This window comes from Bacillus sp. 1A, assembly GCF_052682215.1.
Map to the genome: position 1 here is coordinate 1,909,399 of NZ_JBQYLZ010000001.1, position 24,235 is coordinate 1,933,633.

31 protein-coding genes, 1 pseudogene and 1 other annotated feature are annotated in these 24,235 nt (G+C 35.5%); of the genes and pseudogenes, 16 read left to right on the top strand and 16 right to left on the bottom strand.

Going from position 1 to position 24,235, the window contains the following annotated elements; translation table 11 throughout:
• Positions 1 to 11: 11 nt before the first annotated feature.
• Entirely contained in the window at positions 12 to 446 is a 435-nt protein-coding gene (locus tag ACUN0F_RS09580; protein WP_264462142.1) for a hypothetical protein, read from the top strand.
• A gap of 35 nt (positions 447 to 481) precedes the next feature.
• Here ACUN0F_RS09580 and ACUN0F_RS09585 read toward each other — a convergent pair whose 3' ends face one another.
• On the bottom strand, positions 482 to 1,597 hold the full coding sequence (locus ACUN0F_RS09585) for an aminopeptidase (RefSeq protein WP_000654740.1): 1,116 nt from the start codon (positions 1,595 to 1,597) through the stop codon (positions 482 to 484).
• Between the two features lie 187 nt (positions 1,598 to 1,784).
• Here ACUN0F_RS09585 and ACUN0F_RS09590 point away from each other — a divergent pair, with 187 nt between their 5' ends.
• From ACUN0F_RS09590 to ccpA, 6 genes and pseudogenes are all read left to right on the top strand, one after another.
• A complete protein-coding gene (locus ACUN0F_RS09590; RefSeq protein ID WP_001197726.1) occupies positions 1,785 to 2,297 on the top strand; it encodes a DUF948 domain-containing protein in 513 nt (170 codons plus the stop codon).
• On the top strand, positions 2,297 to 2,623 hold the full coding sequence (gene ytxJ, locus ACUN0F_RS09595; protein ID WP_046956174.1) for a bacillithiol system redox-active protein YtxJ: 327 nt from the start codon (positions 2,297 to 2,299) through the stop codon (positions 2,621 to 2,623). Before ACUN0F_RS09590 ends, ytxJ begins: the two co-directional genes overlap by 1 nt.
• Positions 2,624 to 2,740: 117 nt before the next feature.
• The gene (locus ACUN0F_RS09600; RefSeq protein ID WP_264462141.1) at positions 2,741 to 3,757 is read left to right on the top strand and encodes a CamS family sex pheromone protein; all 1,017 of its coding nucleotides are present in this window, start codon (positions 2,741 to 2,743) and stop codon (positions 3,755 to 3,757) included.
• A gap of 133 nt (positions 3,758 to 3,890) precedes the next feature.
• Positions 3,891 to 5,351, top strand: coding sequence for an IS1182-like element ISBcy1 family transposase (locus tag ACUN0F_RS09605; protein WP_445539017.1), 1,461 nt, complete (start codon positions 3,891 to 3,893; stop codon positions 5,349 to 5,351).
• A gap of 150 nt (positions 5,352 to 5,501) precedes the next feature.
• Positions 5,502 to 5,609, top strand: a pseudogene (locus tag ACUN0F_RS09610) (bifunctional 3-deoxy-7-phosphoheptulonate synthase/chorismate mutase); the annotation flags it as partial.
• Positions 5,610 to 6,068: 459 nt separating this feature from the next.
• Entirely contained in the window at positions 6,069 to 7,067 is a 999-nt protein-coding gene (ccpA, locus tag ACUN0F_RS09615) for a catabolite control protein A (protein ID WP_264462140.1), read from the top strand.
• A gap of 34 nt (positions 7,068 to 7,101) precedes the next feature.
• Here ccpA and ACUN0F_RS09620 read toward each other — a convergent pair whose 3' ends face one another.
• From ACUN0F_RS09620 to dhp61, 3 genes are all read right to left on the bottom strand, one after another.
• A complete protein-coding gene (locus tag ACUN0F_RS09620) occupies positions 7,102 to 7,464 on the bottom strand; it encodes a DUF4288 domain-containing protein (protein WP_264462148.1) in 363 nt (120 codons plus the stop codon).
• 1 nt (position 7,465) lies between these two features.
• Positions 7,466 to 7,702, bottom strand: coding sequence for a DUF3949 domain-containing protein (locus tag ACUN0F_RS09625; protein ID WP_264462139.1), 237 nt, complete (start codon positions 7,700 to 7,702; stop codon positions 7,466 to 7,468).
• A gap of 79 nt (positions 7,703 to 7,781) precedes the next feature.
• On the bottom strand, positions 7,782 to 8,078 hold the full coding sequence (gene dhp61, locus ACUN0F_RS09630) for a protein Dhp61 (protein WP_445539426.1): 297 nt from the start codon (positions 8,076 to 8,078) through the stop codon (positions 7,782 to 7,784).
• Between the two features lie 148 nt (positions 8,079 to 8,226).
• On the opposite strand from dhp61, the gene ACUN0F_RS09635 reads away from it, so the two are divergent.
• Complete coding sequence (locus ACUN0F_RS09635; RefSeq protein WP_000636592.1) at positions 8,227 to 8,499, top strand: DUF3917 domain-containing protein; 273 nt, start codon at positions 8,227 to 8,229, stop codon at positions 8,497 to 8,499.
• Positions 8,500 to 8,547: 48 nt separating this feature from the next.
• Here ACUN0F_RS09635 and mscL read toward each other — a convergent pair whose 3' ends face one another.
• Positions 8,548 to 8,946, bottom strand: a complete 399-nt coding sequence (gene mscL, locus ACUN0F_RS09640; protein ID WP_000267021.1) for a large conductance mechanosensitive channel protein MscL — start codon at positions 8,944 to 8,946, stop codon at positions 8,548 to 8,550.
• Positions 8,947 to 9,074: 128 nt separating this feature from the next.
• The gene (locus tag ACUN0F_RS09645) at positions 9,075 to 10,001 is read right to left on the bottom strand and encodes a Gfo/Idh/MocA family protein (protein ID WP_264462137.1); all 927 of its coding nucleotides are present in this window, start codon (positions 9,999 to 10,001) and stop codon (positions 9,075 to 9,077) included.
• Positions 10,002 to 10,281: 280 nt separating this feature from the next.
• Here ACUN0F_RS09645 and ACUN0F_RS09650 point away from each other — a divergent pair, with 280 nt between their 5' ends.
• A complete protein-coding gene (locus ACUN0F_RS09650; protein WP_264462136.1) occupies positions 10,282 to 10,551 on the top strand; it encodes a hypothetical protein in 270 nt (89 codons plus the stop codon).
• 217 nt (positions 10,552 to 10,768) lie between these two features.
• Here the strand turns inward: ACUN0F_RS09650 and ACUN0F_RS09655 are convergent, their stop codons facing one another.
• From ACUN0F_RS09655 to acuA, 4 genes are all read right to left on the bottom strand, one after another.
• Entirely contained in the window at positions 10,769 to 11,629 is an 861-nt protein-coding gene (locus ACUN0F_RS09655) for an alpha/beta fold hydrolase (protein WP_445539427.1), read from the bottom strand.
• A gap of 214 nt (positions 11,630 to 11,843) precedes the next feature.
• Positions 11,844 to 13,010 carry an acetoin utilization protein AcuC gene (acuC, locus tag ACUN0F_RS09660; RefSeq protein WP_445539428.1) on the bottom strand — a complete coding sequence of 389 codons (1,167 nt, stop codon included), beginning with the start codon at positions 13,008 to 13,010 and terminating at the stop codon, positions 11,844 to 11,846.
• Positions 13,007 to 13,651: an acetoin utilization AcuB family protein gene (locus ACUN0F_RS09665; protein ID WP_000634566.1), complete on the bottom strand. Its 645-nt coding sequence runs from the start codon at positions 13,649 to 13,651 to the stop codon at positions 13,007 to 13,009. Before ACUN0F_RS09665 ends, acuC begins: the two co-directional genes overlap by 4 nt.
• Positions 13,652 to 13,668: 17 nt before the next feature.
• Complete coding sequence (gene acuA, locus ACUN0F_RS09670) at positions 13,669 to 14,301, bottom strand: acetoin utilization protein acetyltransferase AcuA (RefSeq protein WP_445539429.1); 633 nt, start codon at positions 14,299 to 14,301, stop codon at positions 13,669 to 13,671.
• A 176-nt stretch (positions 14,302 to 14,477) separates the two neighbouring features.
• Here acuA and acsA point away from each other — a divergent pair, with 176 nt between their 5' ends.
• The 6 genes from acsA to tyrS all read left to right on the top strand — a co-directional run bounded on the left by acsA (position 14,478) and on the right by tyrS (position 19,739).
• Entirely contained in the window at positions 14,478 to 16,196 is a 1,719-nt protein-coding gene (acsA, locus tag ACUN0F_RS09675; protein WP_046956190.1) for an acetate--CoA ligase, read from the top strand.
• An 86-nt stretch (positions 16,197 to 16,282) separates the two neighbouring features.
• The gene (locus ACUN0F_RS09680) at positions 16,283 to 16,840 is read left to right on the top strand and encodes a maltose acetyltransferase domain-containing protein (protein WP_445539430.1); all 558 of its coding nucleotides are present in this window, start codon (positions 16,283 to 16,285) and stop codon (positions 16,838 to 16,840) included.
• Between the two features lie 66 nt (positions 16,841 to 16,906).
• Positions 16,907 to 17,362: a hypothetical protein gene (locus ACUN0F_RS09685; RefSeq protein ID WP_264462134.1), complete on the top strand. Its 456-nt coding sequence runs from the start codon at positions 16,907 to 16,909 to the stop codon at positions 17,360 to 17,362.
• A complete protein-coding gene (locus ACUN0F_RS09690) occupies positions 17,343 to 17,888 on the top strand; it encodes an RNA polymerase sigma factor (protein ID WP_098101986.1) in 546 nt (181 codons plus the stop codon). The genes ACUN0F_RS09685 and ACUN0F_RS09690 overlap by 20 nt, the downstream gene beginning before the upstream one ends.
• Positions 17,869 to 18,114, top strand: a complete 246-nt coding sequence (locus tag ACUN0F_RS09695; protein ID WP_001293784.1) for a hypothetical protein — start codon at positions 17,869 to 17,871, stop codon at positions 18,112 to 18,114. The genes ACUN0F_RS09690 and ACUN0F_RS09695 overlap by 20 nt, the downstream gene beginning before the upstream one ends.
• A 67-nt stretch (positions 18,115 to 18,181) precedes the next feature.
• Positions 18,182 to 18,412: a binding site (T-box leader), on the top strand.
• Between the two features lie 70 nt (positions 18,413 to 18,482).
• Positions 18,483 to 19,739, top strand: a complete 1,257-nt coding sequence (tyrS, locus tag ACUN0F_RS09700) for a tyrosine--tRNA ligase (protein WP_445539431.1) — start codon at positions 18,483 to 18,485, stop codon at positions 19,737 to 19,739.
• Positions 19,740 to 19,816: 77 nt separating this feature from the next.
• Here tyrS and ACUN0F_RS09705 read toward each other — a convergent pair whose 3' ends face one another.
• The gene (locus ACUN0F_RS09705) at positions 19,817 to 20,119 is read right to left on the bottom strand and encodes a YjdJ family protein (RefSeq protein ID WP_445539432.1); all 303 of its coding nucleotides are present in this window, start codon (positions 20,117 to 20,119) and stop codon (positions 19,817 to 19,819) included.
• A 150-nt stretch (positions 20,120 to 20,269) separates the two neighbouring features.
• On the opposite strand from ACUN0F_RS09705, the gene ACUN0F_RS09710 reads away from it, so the two are divergent.
• Positions 20,270 to 20,398 carry a hypothetical protein gene (locus ACUN0F_RS09710; protein ID WP_000050944.1) on the top strand — a complete coding sequence of 43 codons (129 nt, stop codon included), beginning with the start codon at positions 20,270 to 20,272 and terminating at the stop codon, positions 20,396 to 20,398.
• Positions 20,399 to 20,463: 65 nt separating this feature from the next.
• On the opposite strand, the gene ACUN0F_RS09715 is transcribed toward ACUN0F_RS09710, so the two are convergent.
• The 5 genes from ACUN0F_RS09715 to ACUN0F_RS09735 all read right to left on the bottom strand — a co-directional run bounded on the left by ACUN0F_RS09715 (position 20,464) and on the right by ACUN0F_RS09735 (position 24,232).
• Positions 20,464 to 20,928, bottom strand: a complete 465-nt coding sequence (locus ACUN0F_RS09715; RefSeq protein ID WP_445539433.1) for a hypothetical protein — start codon at positions 20,926 to 20,928, stop codon at positions 20,464 to 20,466.
• A 72-nt stretch (positions 20,929 to 21,000) separates the two neighbouring features.
• Positions 21,001 to 21,465 (bottom strand): hypothetical protein, encoded by a 465-nt coding sequence (locus tag ACUN0F_RS09720; RefSeq protein WP_445539434.1) that lies wholly within the window; start codon positions 21,463 to 21,465, stop codon positions 21,001 to 21,003.
• Positions 21,466 to 21,602: 137 nt separating this feature from the next.
• Positions 21,603 to 22,076 (bottom strand): hypothetical protein, encoded by a 474-nt coding sequence (locus tag ACUN0F_RS09725; RefSeq protein ID WP_264462130.1) that lies wholly within the window; start codon positions 22,074 to 22,076, stop codon positions 21,603 to 21,605.
• Positions 22,077 to 22,147: 71 nt separating this feature from the next.
• On the bottom strand, positions 22,148 to 22,612 hold the full coding sequence (locus ACUN0F_RS09730; protein WP_000312819.1) for a hypothetical protein: 465 nt from the start codon (positions 22,610 to 22,612) through the stop codon (positions 22,148 to 22,150).
• A 3-nt stretch (positions 22,613 to 22,615) separates the two neighbouring features.
• Positions 22,616 to 24,232 carry a T7SS effector LXG polymorphic toxin gene (locus tag ACUN0F_RS09735; protein ID WP_445539435.1) on the bottom strand — a complete coding sequence of 539 codons (1,617 nt, stop codon included), beginning with the start codon at positions 24,230 to 24,232 and terminating at the stop codon, positions 22,616 to 22,618.
• Positions 24,233 to 24,235: the final 3 nt, after the last annotated feature.

The window sequence follows — 24,235 nt, forward strand, 5'->3', positions numbered from 1 at the left end:
GAGGATTAGAAATGAAAAAAGTCTTTATGTTATTTGTACTTATGCTAACCGCATCCGTTCTTTTACTAGGATGTAGTACGAAGAAGGAAAAGACGGATCTGAACTTAGAAAAGGCACAAAAAGTTGAAATTGAATCACTTACTGATTCAAGTGAGAAAAAAGTAATTACGGATAAGAATGAAATTGAAAAGCTGTTTGAAGTCATGAAAATGGATAAGTGGGAAATGCAGTCGGCTCCTTTAGATACTCCGCAAGGGAAAACATTTAAAATGTACCAAGAGGATACAACAAAATTATCGGAGTCGAGTAAAGATAAAAAGGAATTACATGAAATAAGTACGATGATAGTATATAAAGATGTCCCTTATGTTGAAGTTGAAATGAAAAATAAGAAGATGAGTTTTAAAGTGCCAGAAGATGTGGCGAAAGACTTATTAAAGTATTAAAAAAACGCTCGGAAAAATCCCGAGCGTTTTTATTATTATTTTAAGTTCTCTGGGTTTAAAGCTTCTAGTTCAGATACAACGAAGCGTCCGTCTTTACGGATTAGTACGTCGTCGAAGTAAATTTCGCCGCCGCCGTATTCAGGGCGCTGGATGCATACTAAATCCCAGTGAATGTTCGAGTTGTTGCCGTTCCATGCATCGTCGTAAGCTTGTCCAGGAGTGAAGTGGAAGCTACCATCGATTTTTTCATCGAATAGGATATCTCCCATTGGATGTAAGATGTATGGGTTTACGCCGATTGCGAACTCACCAACGTAGCGTGCGCCTTCGTCTGTATCGAAGATTTTGTTAATGCGCTCTGTATCGTTTGCAGTTGCTTCAACGATTTGACCGTTCTCAAATTTAAGTTGTACATTTTCAAATGTATAACCGTTGTAAGGAGATGGTGTGTTGTAAGAAACTGTACCGTTAACAGAATCGCGAACTGGTGCAGAGTATACTTCACCGTCTGGAATGTTTAAATGACCTGAACATTTAATAGCTGGAATGTCTTTAATAGAGAATGTTAAGTCAGTTCCAGGGCCAGTTAGGCGAACTTTATCTGTTTTATTCATTAATGTAACAAGGCTATCCATCGCCTTATCCATTTTACCGTAGTCTAAGTTACAAACTTCGAAGTAGAAGTCTTCGAAAGCTTCTGTGCTCATTTTAGCAAGCTGCGCCATAGAAGCATTTGGGTAGCGAAGAACAACCCAGCGCGTTTTCGGAACGCGGATGTCTCTATGAACTTTCTTACCAACTGTTTGACCGTGAATTTGCATTCTTTCACTTGGCACGTCAGCTTGTTCGTTAATGTTATCGCCAGAGCGAAGACCGATATAAGCGTCCATATCTTTCATTACGCTTGCTTCATACGCAGCGATTTGTTCAAAATGTTCTTCAGTAGCACCCATTAATAAAGAGCGATCTACTTGATGATCTTTTAAAGAAACGAATGGGAAACCACCAGCTGCATATGCTTCTTTTACAAGTGCAGTTACAAGTTCTTTTTGTAAGCCAAAGTTTTCAATTAATACTTTTTCGCCTTTTTGTAAGCGGATAGAGTAGTTAATTAAATTGTATGCTAACTTTTCAATGCGTGGATCTTTCATATGTAAAGCCTCCCTACTAATTATGTATCCTCTCCTATTGTAACCTACTTAGTGGAATTTGTTGAATCATTTATGTTAAAGTTAACGAATAAGTATGAAAATTCTAATGAAAAGATAGGGATTAGAACGAAACGGAAAATGATTGTATAATAGGGGAAAGTATGAAAAAGATAAAGGAAGTGATGAAATGCAAGTTCTTTTATATGTAAGTGCGGCTATTATCGCGGTTGCTTTCGCTGTATTAGTAGTATATGTATGCAGAACGTTGTTATCGGTTCAGAAGACGTTAGAAAACGTTGCAAGCACGTTAGAAGGTTTAGAAAAACAAATGCAAGGGATTAGCGTAGAGACGGAGCAATTATTACATAAAACAAATGCGTTAGCTGATGACATTCAACAGAAGTCACAATCATTAAATAAAGTAGTATCGGGTGTAGATGGAATTGGAACGACAATCCATTCTTTAAATACGAAACTTCGTAATGTATCAGAGTCTGTTACGGACGAAATTGAAAATAATGCAGATAAAGTAGCACAAGTTGTACAGTGGAGTAGTGCGGCAATTGAAGTATACAATCATTATCGTGCGACAAGACAAGAGAAAAAGGTTGAAAAAGAAGAGCGTAAATTAGAAAGACTTGAGAAAAAAGCTGAAAAGAAAGAGAAGCGCTCTAGACTTCGCATGAGAGGTGAATCGTGATGAATATGACAAAAATTGAAGCAATTGAAGAGCTTGAAGTATTAGTAGAAAAAAACGAGCCTTACGTTCTTTTTAAACATAGTACGACATGCCCGATCAGTCATGGTGCATATACAGAATTTCAAGCGTATTGTAGTGAAGAAAGAGCAGTACCAGCGTATTACTTATACGTACAAGATGCGAGAGATGTTTCGAATCGTGTTGCAGAACAGTACAGCATTAAACATGAATCTCCGCAAGTGTTATACATAAAAGATGGGATGGTAGTATGGAATACGTCTCATTGGAACATTAAAAAAGACGCTTTAGAAGAGAATATTAAGTAAAAAGAAGCAAGCTAAAGGTGCTTGCTTCTTTTTTTTGTTTTTGTTGAAATATATTTAATGGTACACTGTTAATAGTTCAAATTAAATAACTAGATTGTTGAAAGTAGGTTTTAAGTAATGAAGAAAATGGCATTATCCTTCGCGGTCGTAAGTTTATTACTGGGAGCTTGTAGTAATAATACGATTAGTAAGAAGGATGAAGTTATACAGAAGGATACGAAAGAAAAAAGCATGATTCCGAGAACTGCTGTTTCGAAAGATTATTATAGAACTGTAATTCCTTTAAAAGAACAAAAGGTTATAAATACAGCTAATATAAAAACAAATTCTAAATTAGATTTAGCAGAGTATGAAAATGGTTTAATGAATATTGCAAAAGAGCAATTTGATACAGAAAGTCATGTACTGCAATTAAGTCAATATATCCCAGAGAAGTTAGTTGATGAACTAGTCGCAAAAGTAGAAGCGCCAATTTTGACAAATATTATAGAACAAGACTATTTCGGGAAACAGAATTCAAACGAACTAAGTTTATCTGGTGTTATGATCGGTTTAGCTATGTCTTCAAGTGTATCGAATGAAGAAGCTATGTCTAAGGGTACTGAAATTGCCAAGCAACTTATTGAAGCGATTAATAAAAATGACAAGTATAATAAGTCTCCAATTACGTTTGCTATCTTTAAGCAAGAAAGTACAAGTTCATTAAAAAATGGTACGTATATTGCTAGTGCTACTGTTCAAAAGAATGATACGAACCTTGGAAATTGGAGTACGATTGATGAACAAGCGTTTTCATACCCTTCTGATGAATTTAAACAAGCACATGGAGAAGATAATACACAAATAACTGAATTTGCTAAGGCAATGAAAGATTTTTCTCCGGCAGATTTTATCCCAGTCAATGCTAAAGTTTCTTATAAGAAAAACCAGATGGATACATTAAATATGAATATCGTTATTAAATATAATGGTAAAACAGAATTAATGGCACTTACCCAAATGGCTGCTCAAAGTATGTTAGACAAATTACCTAAAGATGCGAAAGTACAATTGCAGATAAAGTCCGAGAGTAAAATCGAGGCAATTATTATAAAAGAGAAAAATAGCGAAAAACCGTTTGTTTCCTTCTTATAAAAAAAGACAGTGTTTACAGAGGGCACTGAAAAAGTCCTTATAGTTTAAAAAGCGAAAGCTTCCTCGATGAAATCGAGGAAGCTTTCGCTTTTTTCATGTATAATAATTATACTAATTCTAGGTGGTGTCTCGGATGATTTCTAATCAACAATCTCTTAACCTCAGTCCATTTATGGCGATTTACGATATCGTTGTACCAAAGGATAATATGCTTCGTCAATTTAATGAACTGGTAGACTTTTCTTTTGTTTTAGAAGAACTACAAGATAAATATTGTCTCGATAACGGTCGCAATGCAGTGCCGCCTGTTCGTATGTTTAAATATTTATTACTAAAATCTATTTTTGATTTATCAGATGTAGATGTTGTGGAACGCTCAAAATACGATATGTCCTTTAAATATTTCTTAGATATGGCACCAGAAGATATGGTCATTGACCCTAGTTCATTAACGAAGTTCCGCAAGCTTCGTCTGACAGATGTAGGGTTACTTGACATGCTCATTCAAAAAACAGTGGAAATTGCACTCGAAAAAAACTTGATTAAAAATAAATCTATTATTGTTGATGCCACACATACAAAAGCACGCTTCAATCAAAAATCGCCGAAAGAATTTGTAATGGAGAAATCCAAATTACTCCGCAAAGCTGTTTATCAAGTTGACGAAGGAATGAAGGGAAAGTTCCCACCAAAAACAATGACAGATGACTTAAGTGACGAACTTGAATATTGTCAAAAAGTAATTGAAACAGTAGAAAAAGAGGAAATCATTCGTGAATATCCAAATGTGAAAGAGAAACTGAATTATTTAAAAGAAATCGTAGAAGATCACCAAGAACACCTCCAATTTTCGCAAGATCCTGATGCGCGAATTGGACATAAAACAGCGGATTCTTCTTTCTTTGGTTATAAAACACATATTGCGATGAATGAAGAACGCATCATTACAGCTGCGGTGATTACAACGGGTGAAAAAAGCGATGGAAAATACCTTCAAACATTGATTGAAAAAAGTCGTGAAACAGGGATGGAAATTGATACAGTTATTGGAGATACTGCTTATTCTGAGAAAAATAATATTCAATATGCCAACCAAAATCAATTACAATTAGTATCGAAATTAAACCCTATTGTGACACAAGGGCCACGTAAAAAAGAAGATGAATTTGAGTTTAATAAAGATGCGGGTATGTATGTCTGTAAAGCTGGACATATGGCCGTTCGTAGAGCACGTACGGGTAAAAAGGGAACAAACAATAGTCAAAGTCATACCTACTATTTTGATATTGAAAAATGCAAAGTATGTCCATTCAAAAGTGGGTGTTACAAAGAAGGCGCTAAAAGTAAAACATATTCTGTGACAATTAAATCTACTGAACATAAGGAACAACAAGCATTTCAAGAAAGTGCATATTTTAAAGAAAAGGGGAAAGAACGTTATAAAATTGAAGCGAAAAATAGTGAACTTAAGCATAGACACGGGTATGATGTGGCATCTTCCTCGGGTCTGATTGGTATGCAAATGCAAGGTGCAATGGCTATATTCGCTGTCAATTTAAAACGAATCCTAACCTTGATAAAAGAAACAAAGTAAAAAAGAATAAAGGGAAAGGCGACTTTTCATTCAAAATTGAATGAAAAGTCGCCTTTCTTGTTTTGCATCCGGTTTATAAACCGAAAAACGTAAGTTTTTCAGTGCCCTCTGTTTACACTGTCTTTTTTTATTGTAAGTGAAAAGGTACGATGGGAAGGAGCGCTGCGTAATACGCTTCCTATATCCGCTGCGCCGATTTTAAAGAAAGAAACACATTTACCTGTCGTTGCCGATGTAACGCATTCTACAGGGCGCCGCACACCTCCAAATCCAGCGCATCAAATGACTACCATTGTCGTTTTCTGTCGGTAAGTCGATATATTTAAAAAATCGCCGATATAATTGGAGTTGTGGTCGATATATTTGGAAAATCGCTCATATATTTCGAGTTGTGATCGATATATTCGAAAAATCGCCGATATAAATTTCATTTACTATCGTACTGCTTAAAATAGGGTCTTTACTTATGAAATATCTATTTTTTTACAAAAAATGCCCTTTTTTTCATAAAAAATACGAAAATACGAGAAAAGAAGCGAATTTTTTCGAAACTTTTGCGGGAAAATATTGTATGAGCCTGCGTTTTTATCGTATCATTAGTAAAAGGAAGAACTCGGGACGATTGGTGGCATCTGCAAATAGAGTTGATGTCTTTTTTTCATTCAAGTAACCGATACATAAAAATAGATAACAAAAATAGAAGGAGTGTGCGATGAGATGAACGTAACAATTTATGATGTAGCGCGTGAAGCAAACGTTTCAATGGCTACCGTATCTCGTGTAGTGAACGGTAATCCAAATGTAAAGCCTACAACAAGAAAGAAAGTATTAGAAGCAATTGATCGTTTAGGGTACCGCCCAAATGCGGTAGCACGTGGACTAGCAAGTAAGAAGACAACTACAGTAGGTGTTATTATTCCTGATATCTCAAATACGTTTTATGCAGAACTTGCTCGTGGAATTGAAGATATCGCAACAATGTACAAATATAACATCATTTTAAGTAACTCTGACCAAAACAAAGAGAAAGAGTTCCATTTATTAAATACGATGCTTGGAAAACAAGTGGACGGAATTGTTTTCATGGGTGAAGATATTACAGACATTCATATTGAAGAATTCAAAAAGTCTCCAGTACCAATCGTATTAGCAGCGTCATTTGATGAGCAAAATGAAACGCCATCAGTAAATATTGATTACACGCAAGCAGCTTACGACGCAATGAAGCACTTTATTGAGAAAGGACATACGCGTATCGGTTTCGTCTCTGGTCCTTTCATTAATAAAGCGGGAAGCGCGAAGAAGTTACAAGGTTATAAAAAAGCTTTAGAAGAAGCAGGTATTTCATATGATGAAAATCTTATAATTGATGGAGATTACACATATGATTCAGGTATCGAAGCATTCGAAAAGCTTTGGAGCAGTGAGGAAAAGCCAACAGCAATCTTCGTATCTTCTGACGAAATGGCACTAGGTGTAATCCATGCAGCACAAGACGCTGGATTAAACGTACCAACTGATGTAGAAGTACTTGGTTTCGATAATACACGCCTTGCATTAATGGTTCGTCCACAACTTTCAACAGTTGTACAACCAATGTATGATATCGGTGCAGTAGCAATGCGTCTATTAACAAAGTATATGAACAAAGAAAAAGTGGAAGATCACACTGTTATCTTACCTCACCGTATCCAATTTAGAGATTCAACGAAGTAAGTATAAAAAAGCTCACAGCAATTGCTGTGAGCTTTTATTCGTATTCAGGATAGTATGTTTTTACTACGGTATTTACCTTTTCAGTTTTCTTAACGTGTAAAAATCTTGCGTACAATTCTTTTCCCGTTTCAAATGGTGTATCGTCTAATTCAAACACATGTAACACTTTTTGAAACGTCGACGTTACTTGCTCGTCGTACATATTATTGTACGTATCTTCGGATTGCATAGCGATTTTTTCACCTAGTTTATGAGCTTCTTCTAAACTGTTTGCTTTAACAAGAATAATACTTTCTTCAAAAAGTGTATCGTGATTCTCTTCATAATGCTCATCCACTTTAGTAGGGTCAGGCTCACCAGAATGAACAGATTCAAACAATAATTTTACAGCGTACATATTATGCTGCATGTTTCACCTTATAAATAATACTTGCGACAAGCGAAGCAGGTATTGTAAATACGTTGCTTTGATAATGATAGTGTATTTGGGATTCTTCATAAGACATGTTGTCATATAGTTCGTTTTGTGACACGTTCATTTTTTTCTGTTTTTTCTTTAATATCTTAATATAGTTATACTGTATTGGGACGAGAATGATGAAATAGGATAATACGATTAGTGAAATCCAAACCATTATGAACACTCCCTTGTAAAGAATATTTATATATGTTAATTATATCAATTTATATGAAAAATATCCATTTTTCTGGTGGTCAATTTTCTTTCCAAAATGCAAAAAGATCTTCAGGACTTCGTAAATTATGTTCCAGGCATGTTTGTGCAGTGCGCTTAAAACTTTGTATTAACTGTTCTAACCGAGAAGGATCATATTGTTTTACATTGCCAGCAATAATAGTTTCATCTTTATCTAAGTTAAGTGATAATTTTAGCAAAGTTATATTTGTTTCTAATTGTACAACTTCGACATAAAAAAAATTTTTGTCTAAGTCGATTGTAATATAATCGAATCGCTCTACTTGTTTAAAGTATCCTACAATATCATCTTCCAATTGAAATCCTCCTGGATATATGGCCTATTGGTGACTTCGCTACAAAATGGTATTATTCCTTGTTATATGTCACATAAGTGCAAATTTAACTATTATAGGTCAATGTCATGTATAATAGAAAGAAAAGGCTTGTGAGGGGGGAGAAGAGATGATCGTTCTTTGGATAATTACGCTTTGTATGACTGCTATTTTTGCATATATGACGTTAAAACAAAATGGCTTAAAGCGATTTGTTCCAGGAAGTATTCTTGCAGGAATTGCCCTTATCACGTATGTAATTTCTATTTTTATTGAAAGTGTATCAGTGGACATGAGCACAAGTTTAATGTTCATGGGTATTACACTATTTGCAGGTAGTATTATGGTACTTATGGTTGCAGGTATTATTTTATTTATTCATATGAATTCGGAAACGTTATAGCATATAGAAAAGGCATGTCCCGAGGGGCATGCCTTTTTATCCGTTCAATTATGCTCTATCTTTAGAAGAATTTTGTTGTTTTAATAAGTCGCGAATTTCGCTAAGAAGAACTTCTTCTTTTGTTGGTTCTGGAATTTCTTCTGTCTTTTCAGCTTCTCTTTTTAAAGTCATTTTGTTAAAGACTTTAACGAAAATGAAGATTGCAAATGCAACGATTAGGAAGTCGAAAATTGTTTGGATAAAGTTACCGTATTTAACAGAGGCCTCGCCGACTGTAAATTTTAATCCTGTGAAGTTAATTCCTCCCATTAATAAACCAATTAATGGTGTAATGATATCTTTTACTAAAGAACTAACGATTTTACCGAATGCAGCACCGATTACAACCCCGACAGCTAGATCAATTACGTTTCCCTTTAAAGCGAACTTTTTAAACTCGTTCCACATGTGTTAATCCCATCCTTTCCACGATTCAATATGAAATTTATAATTCCTATCAACATATTCTATAGAAATTTGTGAGAGAAATAAAGGGGAAATGGGAATGAAAGTAAATTCTGAAAAATGTATCCGTTTTAATTTTTGTTTACATTCTCCAGTAGAGATTGCAGCAGTTGCTGCGTTTTTAATCCTTCTAATCCATCTACAACAGGCTTTGTATCTCCTTGTACACATTCAATAAAATGATGAACAGCATTTTCAAAACCACGTTGTTTTAACGTCGTATCCCATGATGGTGAACCAATTTGAGAAACTGCATTTTCCTGCTCAACTTCAAATGTGTTCATATTTTTTACGCGAATGATTTTACCTGTCGTTACAAGTTCAATTTGTTCTAAATTTGTACCGGCGTGGCGATGCATTGCGGTAGAAAGTAACAGTCCACTTGGCGTTGTATATGTGTGATGTCCGTAAAGAAGTTCATTCTTTTCATTTATTTGCATCATATTATGAACGACGCTAAGGTCATCATTAGCTAACCAGCGAGCAGTATCTACAATATGTAAGTAATCATCTAACATAGTGAAGTCGTACGTATATGGCCCCACTTTATTTGTGCGGTGTTTTTCAATTCGAACCCATGAAATATTATGAGCTTGCTCTTTTGCAGCAACATACATAGGAACGAATCGGCGATTAAATCCGACCATTAACTTTCGGTTATGCTTTTCGCTCAACTCGACTAGTTGCTCAGCTTGTTCCACTGTAGCTGCTAGCGGCTTATCAACATAAACGTCAATTCCTTTTTTCAGAAGTTCAGAAACGATTTCATAATGTGTAGCAGTTGAACTATGGACGAAGATTGCATCACATTCTGAAGCTAACGTTTCAATAGAATGAAAGTCTTGAATGCGGTATTGTTGGCAAATTTGTTTCCTTTTCTCTGCGTTAGGTGTAAACGCTCCTACAAAATTCCAATCTGTTTCTTTTGTAAGTGTTGGAAGATAGGCCTTTTGCGCAATACTTCCAAGTCCAATCATCCCAATTTTAGGTTTATTCATGTTTATTCCCCCCTATTAATATTGATGTAACGGCTTAAATGTAGCATAGGATGGGAGAGGGAGGCAAAAATTAGTTTTTTACTTACGTCCTTCTAACAAAATCTTCTCTATCTCTTCAAAGTTATGAGCGCGAGCATGTTGTAATGAAGGGAGTATAATTATTGTCGGAATGCTTATGACTGTAAGGAAAAGGATATATAAGGTAATTCATGTTAAAATTTAAAAGGGAATAAAAGATCTGTGCCAACACGCACGATAGTTTGAGAGGGCGTGCTACATTTTGAGAGATACATTAAAAGATAATAAATTAAACAAGGCTTTAAAGATTGGAACCAATATCATACTTATCTTATTAATTATCGGTGCAATACAAATGTTTTATGATGAAGATTCTACGAATGATCATTTCGGTGGGCTATTTATGATGGTCTTTTTTGGAATTAAAATAATTTCTAGTTTTATGATAAGTTTAAAAGAAGGAGATAAAAAGGCAGTATTACTTGATGTAGGTTTAATGATTTTTTTGTTCTTCTTGTTATTTCTAGTGTGAAATATTTCTTTTGAAAAGCTCATAGTCTTATAGAGACTGTGAGCTTTCCTTAATAATAGCGGTACTAGTGTAACGATTTATCCCGCATTTAACGGGCAGTAAGACCCCCCACCTCAAAATTCAGCGGAAGCAAAGAAGTAAGGTGGGGATCAACTGCCCGTAAAAGCCCGATTGGTTCAACTAATAATCAGTGGGGGATGAACAAAACCCCCACTGATTAAAGTTTCACTTTATAAAATATTTGAGTAGTAGAAGTAAACTGAGCAGATTCTTCTAAAAAAGGATAATGGTTACTCTCCTCAAATATCACAAAGATAGAATTACGTATGCCATCATGCATCTCAATAGAATACTGAATTGGGCACTGTACATCATGTCTTCCGCATATAATAAGTGTCTTTGTTTGGATGGAAGGTAAATGCTCTCTTAAATCAAATGAAGGATATTCATTGGCGAAAGCATTCATCCGGCTAGCGGACATTGTTTTTTGGATTGGTTTACTAAAATAAGAGTTGTAGTTTTCTGGTTTATACAATGATAATTTTGTTCTCTTAGTAGATAGTTCTTTTCTTTCTGCATTTGTAAGGTGAGGGGTTTTTAAGTTTTCGATGAGCTTTTGCATATAATGAAACTGTGGATGTGTCGGGTGATAAATGCAAAATGGTGTTTCGATATAATTACTTGCTGCAGCTCCGGCCACGACTAATGATTGTAAGGAATTTGGATATGTAATTGCATATAAAAGTCCAAGCATACCGCCTGTTGAGTGGCCAGCGAAATGCCATGTTGGGAGTTGGAAAGCTTCTCGTATTGCTTCTAAGTCGTGAACGGTTTCAATCATACTTAATTCTTTTTCTGAATTGGCTTTTGCTGAGTTACCAGCGTTTCGTAAATTAATGAGGAATACACGATGCGTAGAAGTGAAAACATCTGCAAAGTAATCACCAGTTTCATTAAATTGTGAATAGTGATGTGTAATGCAAAGCGGTTCGCCATTTCCTTTTGTAAAGATTTCAAATGTGCCACGTTTCGTGTTGATTATTTGTTGTGTCCACATAATATCACTACCTTTTCTCATAAAAGTTGGACCACTTAATTATGAAATAAAATATATCAGCGATTTTCGAAATATATCGGCGGTTATTAAAATATATTAGCGAATCTCAAGATATATCGGCGATTCTTGAAATATATCAGCGATTATCAAAATATATCGACTTACCGCCAGAAACCGACAATAATAGCAAGCTATAAATAAAAGGAGGCCATTCAAAAACGAGCCTCCTTTTCGTTTAGTATAAAGATTTTGTCATATTATTCCGAATAATTTCAAGAGATTTCGTTACAGTTAATGCATTCTTTTCTTCAATTTCTGGTTTACGGGGGATCGGTTTATACATGTTGTCTGGATCTTCCCATGTGAGGGGAAGTTCTGTTTCAGCTTGTCCTTTCCAAGCGTCAATCCATTCTGGAGGGAGATAACCTGAGATGTTTTGGATGTTGTTCATTTCGAGCCAAATGAGTGCCCAAGCTCTTGGGACGACGCGCCAATGGTCATAGCCACCGCCGCCGACAGCGATCCAGCGACCTTCGCAATATTCATTAGCGATTTCGCGAGCGAGCTTCGGTATTTCACGGTAAATATTCATCGTTGCGCAAAGGTGTGTAAGTGGGTCGTAATAATGTGCGTCAGTGCCGTTTTGCGTTAAAATAATATCCGGTTTAAAGTATGCGGCAACTTCTTTTACGACAGTGCGATATGAATTTAAAAACGATTCGTCTTCTGTAAAGGCATCGAGTGGAACGTTAAAAGAATAACTATAGCCATTACCTTGTCCGCGCTCATTTACAGCGCCAGTTCCAGGGAATAAATAACGCCCAGTTTCATGTAGTGAAATGGTGCATACGTTAGGATCGTCGTAAAAAGACCATTGTACACCATCACCGTGATGAGCATCTGTATCAATATATAAAACACGTAAACCGTATTTTTTCTGTATATATTTCATTGCGATGGAACTATCGTTATAAATACAAAAGCCAGATGCCTTGCCGCGGAAGCCATGATGTAAGCCACCGCCTAAATTAAGTGCATGTTTTACTTTCCCGGAAAGAACAGCATCGACAGCAGTTAACGTACCGCCAACGAGTAATGCGCTTGCTTCGTGCATATTTGGAAACATCGGTGTATCTTCTGTTCCGAGTCCATATGTCATCGCAATTGATTTTTCTAACTTACCTTCTCCAGCACGTTTTACCGCATTTATGTACTCCTCTGTATGAACGTAGGCGATCTCTTCATCTGTAGCCATCCGTGGTGAGATGATTTGGGAGGGAGAGATAAAACCGCCCTTTTGTAATAAATCATACGTAAGTGTGACGCGCAGTTGGTTAAAAGGATGATCAGGGCTAAACGAATAGCCCCGAAAGTCATCCGAATAAATAAACGCGCTACTCATGCTTGCATCCCCATGATGTTCGGCCATAATACGCGGTAGCCTTCTGCTTCAAGTGCATCAATCACTTTTAGCGGATTCATCGTTTGAATGCGGAAAACGAGTACTTTATCATTCTCATCTTTTGCTGGGTAGACGAGAACGCTCACGATATTTATTTGCAAATCACTAAAAATAGCAACGACTTTTCCAAGAATACCAGGTTCGTTTTTTACTTGAATTTCAATTTGTGAACTCGGTTGATGTGCTCCTGTTAATTTCACTAACGTGTGCAGTACAGTAGATTCAGAAATGATTCCAACTAGCTTGCCAGCTTTTGTAACAGGGAGACAGCCAATTTTATTTTCAAAAAATAAAGTAGCAATTTCTTCAACGAAATCGAGAGGATGGCAAGTCATAACAGGATGTTTCATAATAAGTTCAAGTGGTTGCTTCAGCATATCGAGTGAAACTTGTTCATCTAAAATAGACGGACTTGCATCTCTTACATCCCGATCAGAAATAATGCCTACGACATGATTATTTTGATCGACAATTGGAATGTGCCGAATGCCTTTCGTGCGTATCGTTCGGATTGCTGTTTCGATTGTATCGTTTGGATGTAGTGTCACTACATCTTGATTCATAATTTCTTCTACAATCATTCCAGTTGCCCCCTTTATTAATACATAAAACGATTGTGAAAACGTAGACGATCAAATGCTTGAATAGAATCCGTATCAACACGTTTACCGATGCGGACCATTAAACAGTTAGCGGGATGTGAACAAATTTCAGGATCATCTGTAGCCATCCATTGTAAGCCACCAGCATTCATCATCTTTTCCATTACTTTTCGGTACTCCCAAACATTTAAGCCTGTTTGTTTTAAATCCCAGTGCCAATAATATTCAGTCGTCAATATAATGTAATCTTCCATATGATCGTCCATCATTGAAACTTCTAATAAGTTCTTTCCGACAGCGCAACCGCGGAAGGCGGGGACAACTTCAATTGCCCCGAGTTCAATTAAGTTTTCAATCTTTCCTTCTGACCATCGTTCGAGCGGATCAGGATATAAGTATGTAACATATCCAACAATCGTTTGGTCATGTCTTGCAATAATGAGACGAGCTTCTTGTAATTTAGAAATTTCGACAATTGCTTTATATTGCTGCTCGGCAGGACGAAACGCAACTAAATCGGGATGAAATTCATATATTTCTAAGTTATGTGTAGAGACAGGACCTTCAATAATTAAAGTGCCTTTCGCTGTTTTTAAGTTTCTAGCATTATATATTTTTTTATGAATCAATGTATTACTCACCACCTTGAGGGTTTGTGAATCTATTCATATCGTACTTTATAATATATGCGATGTGAATCGAAATTTGTCATTAAAAATTTGTCTAAAAATCAACAAATATACTGAAAATTTTAAATAATATCATTATAATAGATAATAGAATACATAGGAGGGGGATGTAAAGTATGAAAGTAGAAACGCTTCCTGTCATTAAAGGAGAAAATAATTTGCCGAATTATGATGAGGCATACGCGAATTTTAACTGGGAAGAGGTTAATAAAAACTTTACTTGGAATGAAACAGGCCGAGTAAATATGGCGTATGAGGCAATTGATAAGCATGCGAAATCCGATCGTAAAAATAAAGTAGCCCTTTATTATCAAGATGGATCGCGAAAAGAGAAATATACATTTAAGGAAATGAAGGATTTTTCTAATAAAGCAGGAAACGTCCTGAAAAATTATGGCGATGTAGAAAAAGGCGATCGCGTTTTTATTTTTATGCCGCGTTCTCCAGAATTATATTTTGCCCTTCTTGGTGCAGTGAAATTAGGAGCAATCGTTGGTCCACTATTTGAAGCATTTATGGAAGGCGCAGTTCGCGATCGTTTAGAAGATAGTGAAGCGAAGGTGTTAATTACAACTCCTGAATTGTTAGAGCGCGTACCATTAAATGATTTACCTGCTTTAAAAACAGTCTTCCTTGTTGGAGATAATGTAGAAGAAGGCGGTAAAACGGTAGCGTTCAATCCTTTATTTGAACAAGCTTCAAAAGAATTACATATCGAATGGTTAGGCCGTGAAGACGGTTTGATTCTACATTACACATCTGGTTCTACTGGTAAACCAAAAGGTGTTCTTCATGCGCAGAACGCAATGGTTCAGCACTATCAAACGGCGAAATGGGTATTAGATCTAAAAGAAGATGATGTATATTGGTGTACAGCTGATCCAGGCTGGGTAACTGGAACGGCTTACGGTATTTTCGCACCGTGGTTAGTTGGAGCATCCAATGTTATTTTAGGTGGACGCTTTAGCCCAGAAGCGTGGTATGAAGCACTGCAAGATTACGGTGTAACAGTTTGGTATAGTGCACCAACAGCATTCCGTATGTTAATGGGAGCTGGACAAGACGCAATTAAAAAATATGATTTATCACAAGTTCGTCACGTATTAAGCGTTGGTGAACCGTTAAATCCAGAAGTAATTCGCTGGGGTATGAACGCATTTGGACTTCGTATTCATGATACGTGGTGGATGACAGAAACAGGTGGACAAGTTATTTGTAACTACCCTTGTATGGAAATCCGTCCAGGTTCAATGGGTAAACCAATTCCAGGTGTGAAAGCAGCGATTGTTGATAATGAAGGAAATGAAGTTCCTCCATACACAATGGGTAACTTAGCAATTGGTAAAGGTTGGCCAGCTATGATGCGTGGAATCTGGAATAACCAGCAAAAGTATGAATCTTACTTTATGCCGGGAGATTGGTACGTATCAGGTGACTCTGCTTATATGGATGAAGATGGATACTTCTGGTTCCAAGGGCGTATTGATGATGTAATTATGACGTCAGGTGAGCGAGTTGGTCCGTTTGAAGTAGAAAGCAAATTAATCGAGCATGCTGCTGTTGCAGAGGCTGGTGTAATTGGTATTCCTGATCCAGTGCGTGGAGAAATCATTAAAGCATTTATCGCGCTTCGAGCAGGATACGAACCATCTGATGAATTAAAAGAAGAGATTCGTCAATTTGTAAAGAAAGGCCTAGCAGCTCATGCAGCGCCAAGACAAATTGAATTTAGAGATAAATTACCGAAAACGAGAAGTGGTAAAATTATGCGCCGCGTATTAAAAGCGTGGGAATTAAACTTACCAACAGGTGACTTATCAACGATGGAAGATTAAGAGAGGAAGGTCTGAACGAAACAACGTTCAGGCCTTTTTTTATGTTATTATATAACTTATATATATAAGTTAAGGGGGATAATGAAATGAAAACAGAAAAAGAAAAGATGATACTAGGAGAAATGTACATACCAGCTGATCCAGTTTTAGTTCAAGAGAGGGAGCAAGCTCGTATATTAACGAGAAAATTAAATGAAACGCCAGAAGTACAATTAAAAGAACGTAGCGAAATCGTAAAAGAATTATTTGGAACGACTGGAGATAACATTCATCTTGAATCTTCTTTTAGATGTGATTACGGCTATAACATTCACGTTGGCGAAAATTTTTACGCGAACTTTGACTGTACCATTTTAGACGTATGCCTGGTGACAATCGGAGTGAACTGTATGTTAGCTCCAGGAGTTCACATTTATACAGCAACACACCCGCTTGATCCAGTAGAGCGCATAAGCGGATCAGAATACGGAAAACCAGTTACAATTGGTGATAACGTATGGATTGGCGGAAGAGCGATTATTAATCCTGGTGTAACAATTGGAGATAATGCGGTGATCGCATCTGGCGCCGTTGTAACGAAAGATGTGCCGGATAATGTAGTAGTTGGCGGAAATCCTGCGAAGATTATTAAAAAAATAAAATAATATTTGAACGAAGTGCCTTCCTCGTCTGTATACATTTATGAAGGAATAGATGAGGGAGGCTTTTTTATGTCTAATAAATTACTTCTTGCTTTTGCTGTAATTGGAATTATAGTCGTATTTTCTTGTGGTCTTTTCTTACCGATACCAATTGGATATAGAGTATCAATGCTTACAGCTGGAGTTATAATGAGTGTTGTGTTTTCAATTATTATTCCGTTTGATAGAAAACATATAGTACGAAAAAAAGGGAATAAAATCGATTTTACAAAAACAAAAGTTTATTTTCGCTGGAATGTATTTGATACGATTTCTGTTTGTCTGGCATTGTATGCATGCATATGTGTGCAGGTTTTAATTTTTTTAGTTCCAATGGGATTTACAATTCAAAATCCATATGTTCAATTTTTTACAAATCAATCGCAGTTGTGGGTTTTTATTGCAATTGCATATTTAATTTCCCGTATTTCATTAACGTTAAAAGGAATAAAGGAGATCAAAAATCATGGCGCAGATTGGGATTGAGGAAGAGCTCATGCTTGCGTATCAAAGTGGAGATAAGCAGGCTGGGGAAAAACTATATGTTTTGATCAAACCAGCGCTATACACATTTTTGTATCGATTTAACCGAGATGAACAATTAAGCATCGACCTTGTGCAAGATACGTTTTTGATGTTAGAACGAAAGAAACATATGTATGAACTTGAAAAAGGCAAAATAAAAACATATTTATTTCAAATTGGTTATCGTCTTATGATTAATAAATTAAATAGAAGAAAAAAGTGGCGTACGCTTTTGCCGTTTTTAGTGCCGATTCAGGAAAAAGAATTTTCTCACGAAGATCGGCTCACAGTAAGAGAAGCAATTTTGAAAGTTCCGGAAGAGCAGCGAGCTGTCCTTATTCTTTCTTATTATCATGATATGCAGCAAAAAGAAATTGCAGAGATATTAAACATTCCAATCGGAACAGTGAAGTCGAGACTTCATAACGGGATAAAGAAATTGAAACAATTGCTGGAGGTGGATGAAATTGAGCGAAAATCCCTTTAAGAGTGAGTATAAATTAAAGCAGCATTTAGATAGTGACCATGTAGAAATACCAGATTTTCCAAAAACGGTAAGTCGCTTCGATCGATTAATCGGATTTCTTGGTTCTCCAGCGAAAGATCCTGTGGAGGCGACGATTGGAAATGATTTATCGGTTGTGTTTCATGTATCGTTATTAGTTGGGGTTCCAATTCTTTCTCTTATTACGATACTCTTTGTGACATTGTAAAGGATAGAAATTCGACCTCTATTTGACACGTCTATATAAATGATGGTATAAAGAAAAGTATATGAATAATTGAGCGTGGAAAGGGAGAAGTAGTGATCATTTCCCTGTTTTAGAGAGCTGATGGCCGGTGAAAATCAGCACATAGATGATCGCGAATTACGCCCCTAGAGCATCTTTTTTCGATTGAATTGTATTCAAAAGGGAAAAGACGGTGCTAAGCCGTTATGTAAATAAGGTGGTAGGCTTTTTTTTGGTCTGCAACTAGGGTGGTAACGCGATAATCAAAATCGTCCCTTATTTGAAGGGGCGATTTTTTTATGTTTTCAACCTTCACGCCAGTAATGAACTTAAAGGAGAGTATGTAGGATATGGGTATTTTACAAGATCTTGAATTTCGCGGTCTAATTAATCAGCAAACAGACGCTGAGGGACTTGAGCAATTATTAGAAAAAGAAAGCGTTAAATTATACTGTGGTTTCGATCCGACAGCGGATAGCTTACACATCGGTCATATGTTACCAGTATTAATGTTACGTCGTTTCCAATTAGCTGGTCACCAACCAATCGCACTTGTTGGCGGTGGTACTGGTATGATCGGTGACCCAAGTGGTAAAAAAGCAGAGCGTACATTAAATACGAAAGATACAGTTGCTTACTATACGGAAAGCATTAAAAACCAACTTTCAAACTTCTTAGAGTTCGAAAACGTGGACAACCCAGCAACAATGGCTAATAACTATGATTGGCTTGGTAACTTAGATGTAATTTCATTCTTACGCGATATCGGTAAAAACTTCGGTTTAAACTATATGTTAGCAAAAGATACAGTAGCATCTCGTTTAGATACTGGTATTTCATTCACTGAGTTTAGTTACATGATTTTACAATCATACGACTTCTTAAACTTATACCAAAACCATAATTGCCGCTTGCAAATCGGTGGTAGTGACCAATGGGGTAACATTACAGCTGGTCTTGAATTAATCCGTAAATCAGAAGAAGATGCGAAAGCGTTCGGTTTAACAATTCCACTAGTTACAAAATCTGACGGCACGAAGTTTGGTAAAACAGAAGGCGGCGCAATTTGGTTAGACCCAGAGAAAACAACTCCTTACGAGTTCTACCAATTCTGGATTAACACAGATGACCGTGATGTTGTTAAATACTTAAAATACTTCACATTCTTATCTCATGAAGAAATTCTTGAGCTTGAGAAGCAAGTAGTTGAAGCACCAGAAAAACGTGCAGCACAAAAAGCATTAGGTTCTGAAATGACAAAACTTGTTCACGGCGAAGAAGCATTAGAACAAGCGATTAAAATTTCAGCTGCATTATTCAGCGGTTCTGTAGCAGAACTGACTGCAAGCGAAATCGAGCAAGGATTCAAAGACGTACCATCTGTAGAACGTACTGCAGAAGATACAGTATTAATCGACTTACTTGTAGAAAGTAAAATCTCTCCATCAAAACGTCAAGCACGTGAAGATGTAACGAACGGCGCAATCTACGTAAACGGTGAGCGTACACAAGCATTAGACTACGTTGTAACAGAAAACGACCGCATCGAAGGTAAATTCACAATCATTCGCCGCGGTAAAAAGAAATATTTCTTAATTCGTTACTAATCAGAAACGAATATAAAACAAATAGTACCCCGAATTGTAGGCTGAAAGTCTATGATTCGGGGTTTTTATGTGTGAATTTAGATTACCTCACGAGTCCTTGTAAATAGAATATGAAGAATTAATACAATCATATAAAGTAAGCTAATGAGCATAACAATAAATGCTGTTGGATAAAATTTTGCTGCGTATATAAAGAAATCGATTTGATAAATATCTTGGTAATTTGAAACGGTGCCTTTAAAGTAATTCGTAAACTTAGCACTATATTTCCATTCATCAGGATAATCTATCAAATTACTTCCCTGATACCAACTAATAAGTGCAGAAGTAATAAACAACATACATGCACTACCCAATTGAACCATTTGATTTATTGTCAAAATGAAACAACCTCCTATTTAATGGTTATTATAGCGTGCATTCATATTCCTGTAACCTTTTTGTTGTAATCTCCTTTTCGAGTTCATACGGAAATCACATGTAAGCGTTATGATAAATGTATAACAACTAGAAAGGAGTGGTAAAACCAAATGTCACTAGAAGCGCTCATTATTTTTTCTTTGCTAAATGCGGGTCAGCTTGCAGAGAATTCGAAGGTGGATGTACATAAAGAGCAGAAAGATGCTTATGTATATGTTCAAAAAGAGGAAAATAAATAATTTTAATATATATAAATAAAAGCTACTCGAAGTAACTGTTTAGTTGTCTTCGGTAGCTTTTTAAATTATGAATAAATAGGAATTAATTCTTGTTTAAAATCTTCATACATTTCAAAGGCAATTTTCATGATTTCTTTGAGTTCATCGTAACTGTGGAAGCATACTGCCGGCAATCTTTCAGAACCATTGGATAATACTTTTACAAACATATCCCATGAATTCCCAACCCTTACTTCACCATTATACCTTGCAGACCAAATGAACTCAACAAGCCCATATTTTAAGCTGATATTGAATCTGAAAGTATAGAAATCCTTGTTCTTTACTTCACCCACAATAAAAAAGTTTTCTTTTTTCATAAAACGAGCTTTATAACCAAGAGACTCAAATACTGCAATTACTTTTTCGTTTTCATAGTTTTCAAGTGTATTTTCCCTATGAGAAAACTTTTCTGATAGGGCTTTATATCTCTGAATAAAATCAATTTTTGCAAGACTGGATTGTATTTCAGGTTGTAATGAATAAGGCAAAAGTTATTCCCCCTAAAATATTAAGTCTATCCTTGTTTTTGGGTCATTACTTCATATATCTTTAAGGTGAAATCATGAATAAATAGGAATTAATTCTTGTTTAAAATCTTCGTACATTTCAAAGGCGATTTTCATGATTTCTTTGAGTTCATCGTAACTGTGGAAATATAGCACGGGTACTTTTTCCGTGTCATTTGATAACAATCTTATAAATATGTCCCAAGGGTCTCCAGCTCTAACTTCACCATTATGCCATGCTTCCCAAATCAATTCAGCAACACCATATTTTAAGCTGATGTTGAATCTAAAGGTGTAGACATCTTTGTTTTTTACTTCTCCTACAATAAAAAAGTCTTCTTTTTTATTGTAACGAGCTTTATAGCCAAGAGACTTGAATACTTCAATAGCTTTTTCATTTTCATAGTTTTCAAATGTATTTGTTCTATCGGAAAATTTTTCTGATAATGCTTTATATTTCTGAATAAAATCAATTTTTGTAAGACTGGCTTGTATTTCAGGTTGTAATGAATACGCCAATAATTACTCCTCCCTAATTTTTAATATTAGATCAAATAAAACAGTATACATTTTAGATACATGAAGAAATCCGGCTCTTGTGAGTCGGATTTTCTTTTTTTATATTTAAGATAAGATTGCCTTTCTTAAATATAAAATTATGAATAGATAGGAATTAATTCTTGTTTAAAATCTTCATACATACCTAAAGCAATTTTAAAAATTTTTTCTAAGCTGTTATAACCGCTAAATAGTACGGGCTTAATTCTAGTATCTGGAGAAATTAAAAGTCTTGCATATAGACTCAATGGACTACCTAATCGTAGTTCATTATTATGATACACTACCCAAGTAAAATCCAGAACGTTTACTTTAATACCAATATTAAAATAAAATAAAATTTCTTTTTTATCACCTAGTTCTCCAACTTTTAAAAACTGTTCTTTTTTATCATAAATTGATTTATAACCTAGCTTTTCAAGTATTTGTTGAATTTCTTCAATATTGGGATTAGGAATGATTTCTTCGGCATCATAATTTTCTCTTGAAAAAGAAGAAAGTTCTGTATATCTATTAACAAAGTCAATTTTTTTTAGCGCTGTTTCTATTTCAGGTTTTAATGTTAAGTTCATAATTAATTCTCCTAAAACCTTAAGTCTGTCCTTGTTTTTTAGTCATTACTTCATATATCTTTAAGGTGAAATCATGAATAAATAGGAATTAATTCTCGCTTAAAATCTTCGTACATTTCAAAGGCAATTTTCATGATTTCTTTGAGTTCATCGTAACTGTGGAAGCATGGACGAAGTATTTTTTCTGTATCATTTGATAATATTGCTACAAACATAGCCCATGGATCTCCAGCTCTTATTGCACCATTATGTCGTGCAGACCAAATAAACTCAACAAGGCCATGTTTTAAACTAATATTAAATCTAAAAGTATAGATGTTTTTATTCTTGACCTCTCCAACAATAAAAAAGTTTTCTTTTTTCATAAAACGAGCTTTATAGCCAAGAGACTCAAATACTGCAATTACTTTTTCGTTTTCATAGTTTTCAAATGTGTTTTCTCTATCTGGAAATTGTTTTGATAATGCTTTATATCTCTGAATAAAATCAATTTTCTCAAGTACCTCTTTAATTTCGGGTTCTAAATCATACGCCATCAATTATTCCTCCCTAAATCTAATATCAATATCATATTTTTCTTTTGCTAGCTTGATATATTCATCTATTTTTTTGAATTTTTTATTAGATGTTGGAATCTCTAAAATATGTCTTCCTTCTAGTAACTTTCCATCTATTCTCTCATATTTATTTGAACGAATTTTAGTTCCAACAGCATATTTATCTTTCATTTCTTTCAAATATTTTTCAAAAGTTTTAATATCAATATCTTCGAAATCTGTTGCTTTTCTAGAAACGATTTCTCCTTTACGTGGATCATATGAATCTAATCTTTTACCATTACTTAAATGAATCTCATCATGTGGATACCATTCGTTTTTTTGAGCAGTTTTATTAAACTTATTTCCTCTTGCCATAGGTGAATCTTTTGTCCAATAATCACTTGCTTCTTTCCAGTTCAATCTATCTTTAGGTACTTTACCGTCTTTTGCTTTTCTAACGCAATATTCCGCATATTTTAATTCTAAATCAGATTCGACAAACTTACCATCTTTTAAAAGATTTTTAGAGGAACCTCCAGAAGAAGACTGGAACTTTTGCAAAGTATCAATACTATTTTGAACGGTATTATACCAGACAAATGTACCATGTGTAGCAACACCTGCTCCAGCGGTTGTAAGAGCTAAATCAGCTGGGATAACAATTGGTGATGCTGCCCCGAAAGTTACTCCTTCTAACAATACGGTTCCAACATTTGATCCTGTTACAATAGCTATGCCGCCCAAAATTTCAAAAATAGATCCTACCCCTGATACAAAATTCCCCACAAGATTTCCGGCTTGAAAGGTTGTTTTGTTTTCTAATTCATTGCCCATTGGTAATTCTACGCCTGTAAAGTTTTCAGCAGCTGAATTACAAATTCCTTGGAAGAATTCCCAAGCGCCAATAGCTGTTTTTTGGTACCACGGTCTATTAGCTTCTTGTTCCTGCAAAGCCATTTTTTCTTCAATTTCTTTTTTTATTTCGGCTTCTTGAACTCTTTCCTCTGCAATTTTTTGAATAGAGGCTATCCATTCCATATTCAACCTTTGTGTACTAAATGTACCACTTACCGGACTAAAACCTTTTCCGCTTTGTACTTCGGCTAAACCTATCGCAATACTAGCTGCTAGTTGAAGGGCCGTGCTGTAGTTATTACTGGATGTATAATCGAATTCATGTAGACGCTCTAGTTTTTCATCAAGCTTTTTTCTCATCGCAATTAAAACAGCCACAATTGAGTCTACGCCAGGCATTGGTGTAAGTGCCTCTATTGCTTCTATACTTGCAATGGTTTGATTGATTTCTTGGATTTGTTCCCTTATTTCTTGTTCGATAACATCTGTAGAAGCTACCTGTGATTGAAAGTCTCTTGGAAAAGCATCATTTTGACGGATTAATTCTTCGCATAAGTAAATAATTCCTTGTGCTAGCGGACGAAAGGTTTGTAAGAAATATGCTTTTGCACTGCTATATGTTTGTCCTTGTAGAACAGTATCCAATGCAAAAGCGTCAATCGAATGAATGATTTGTTCCATTCCTTGAATAGTAGCGTTACAGAAAGCGTTCATACTTTCTGTTTGAGCTTGTACTTCACCGAGATACATATTTAAAGACATGAA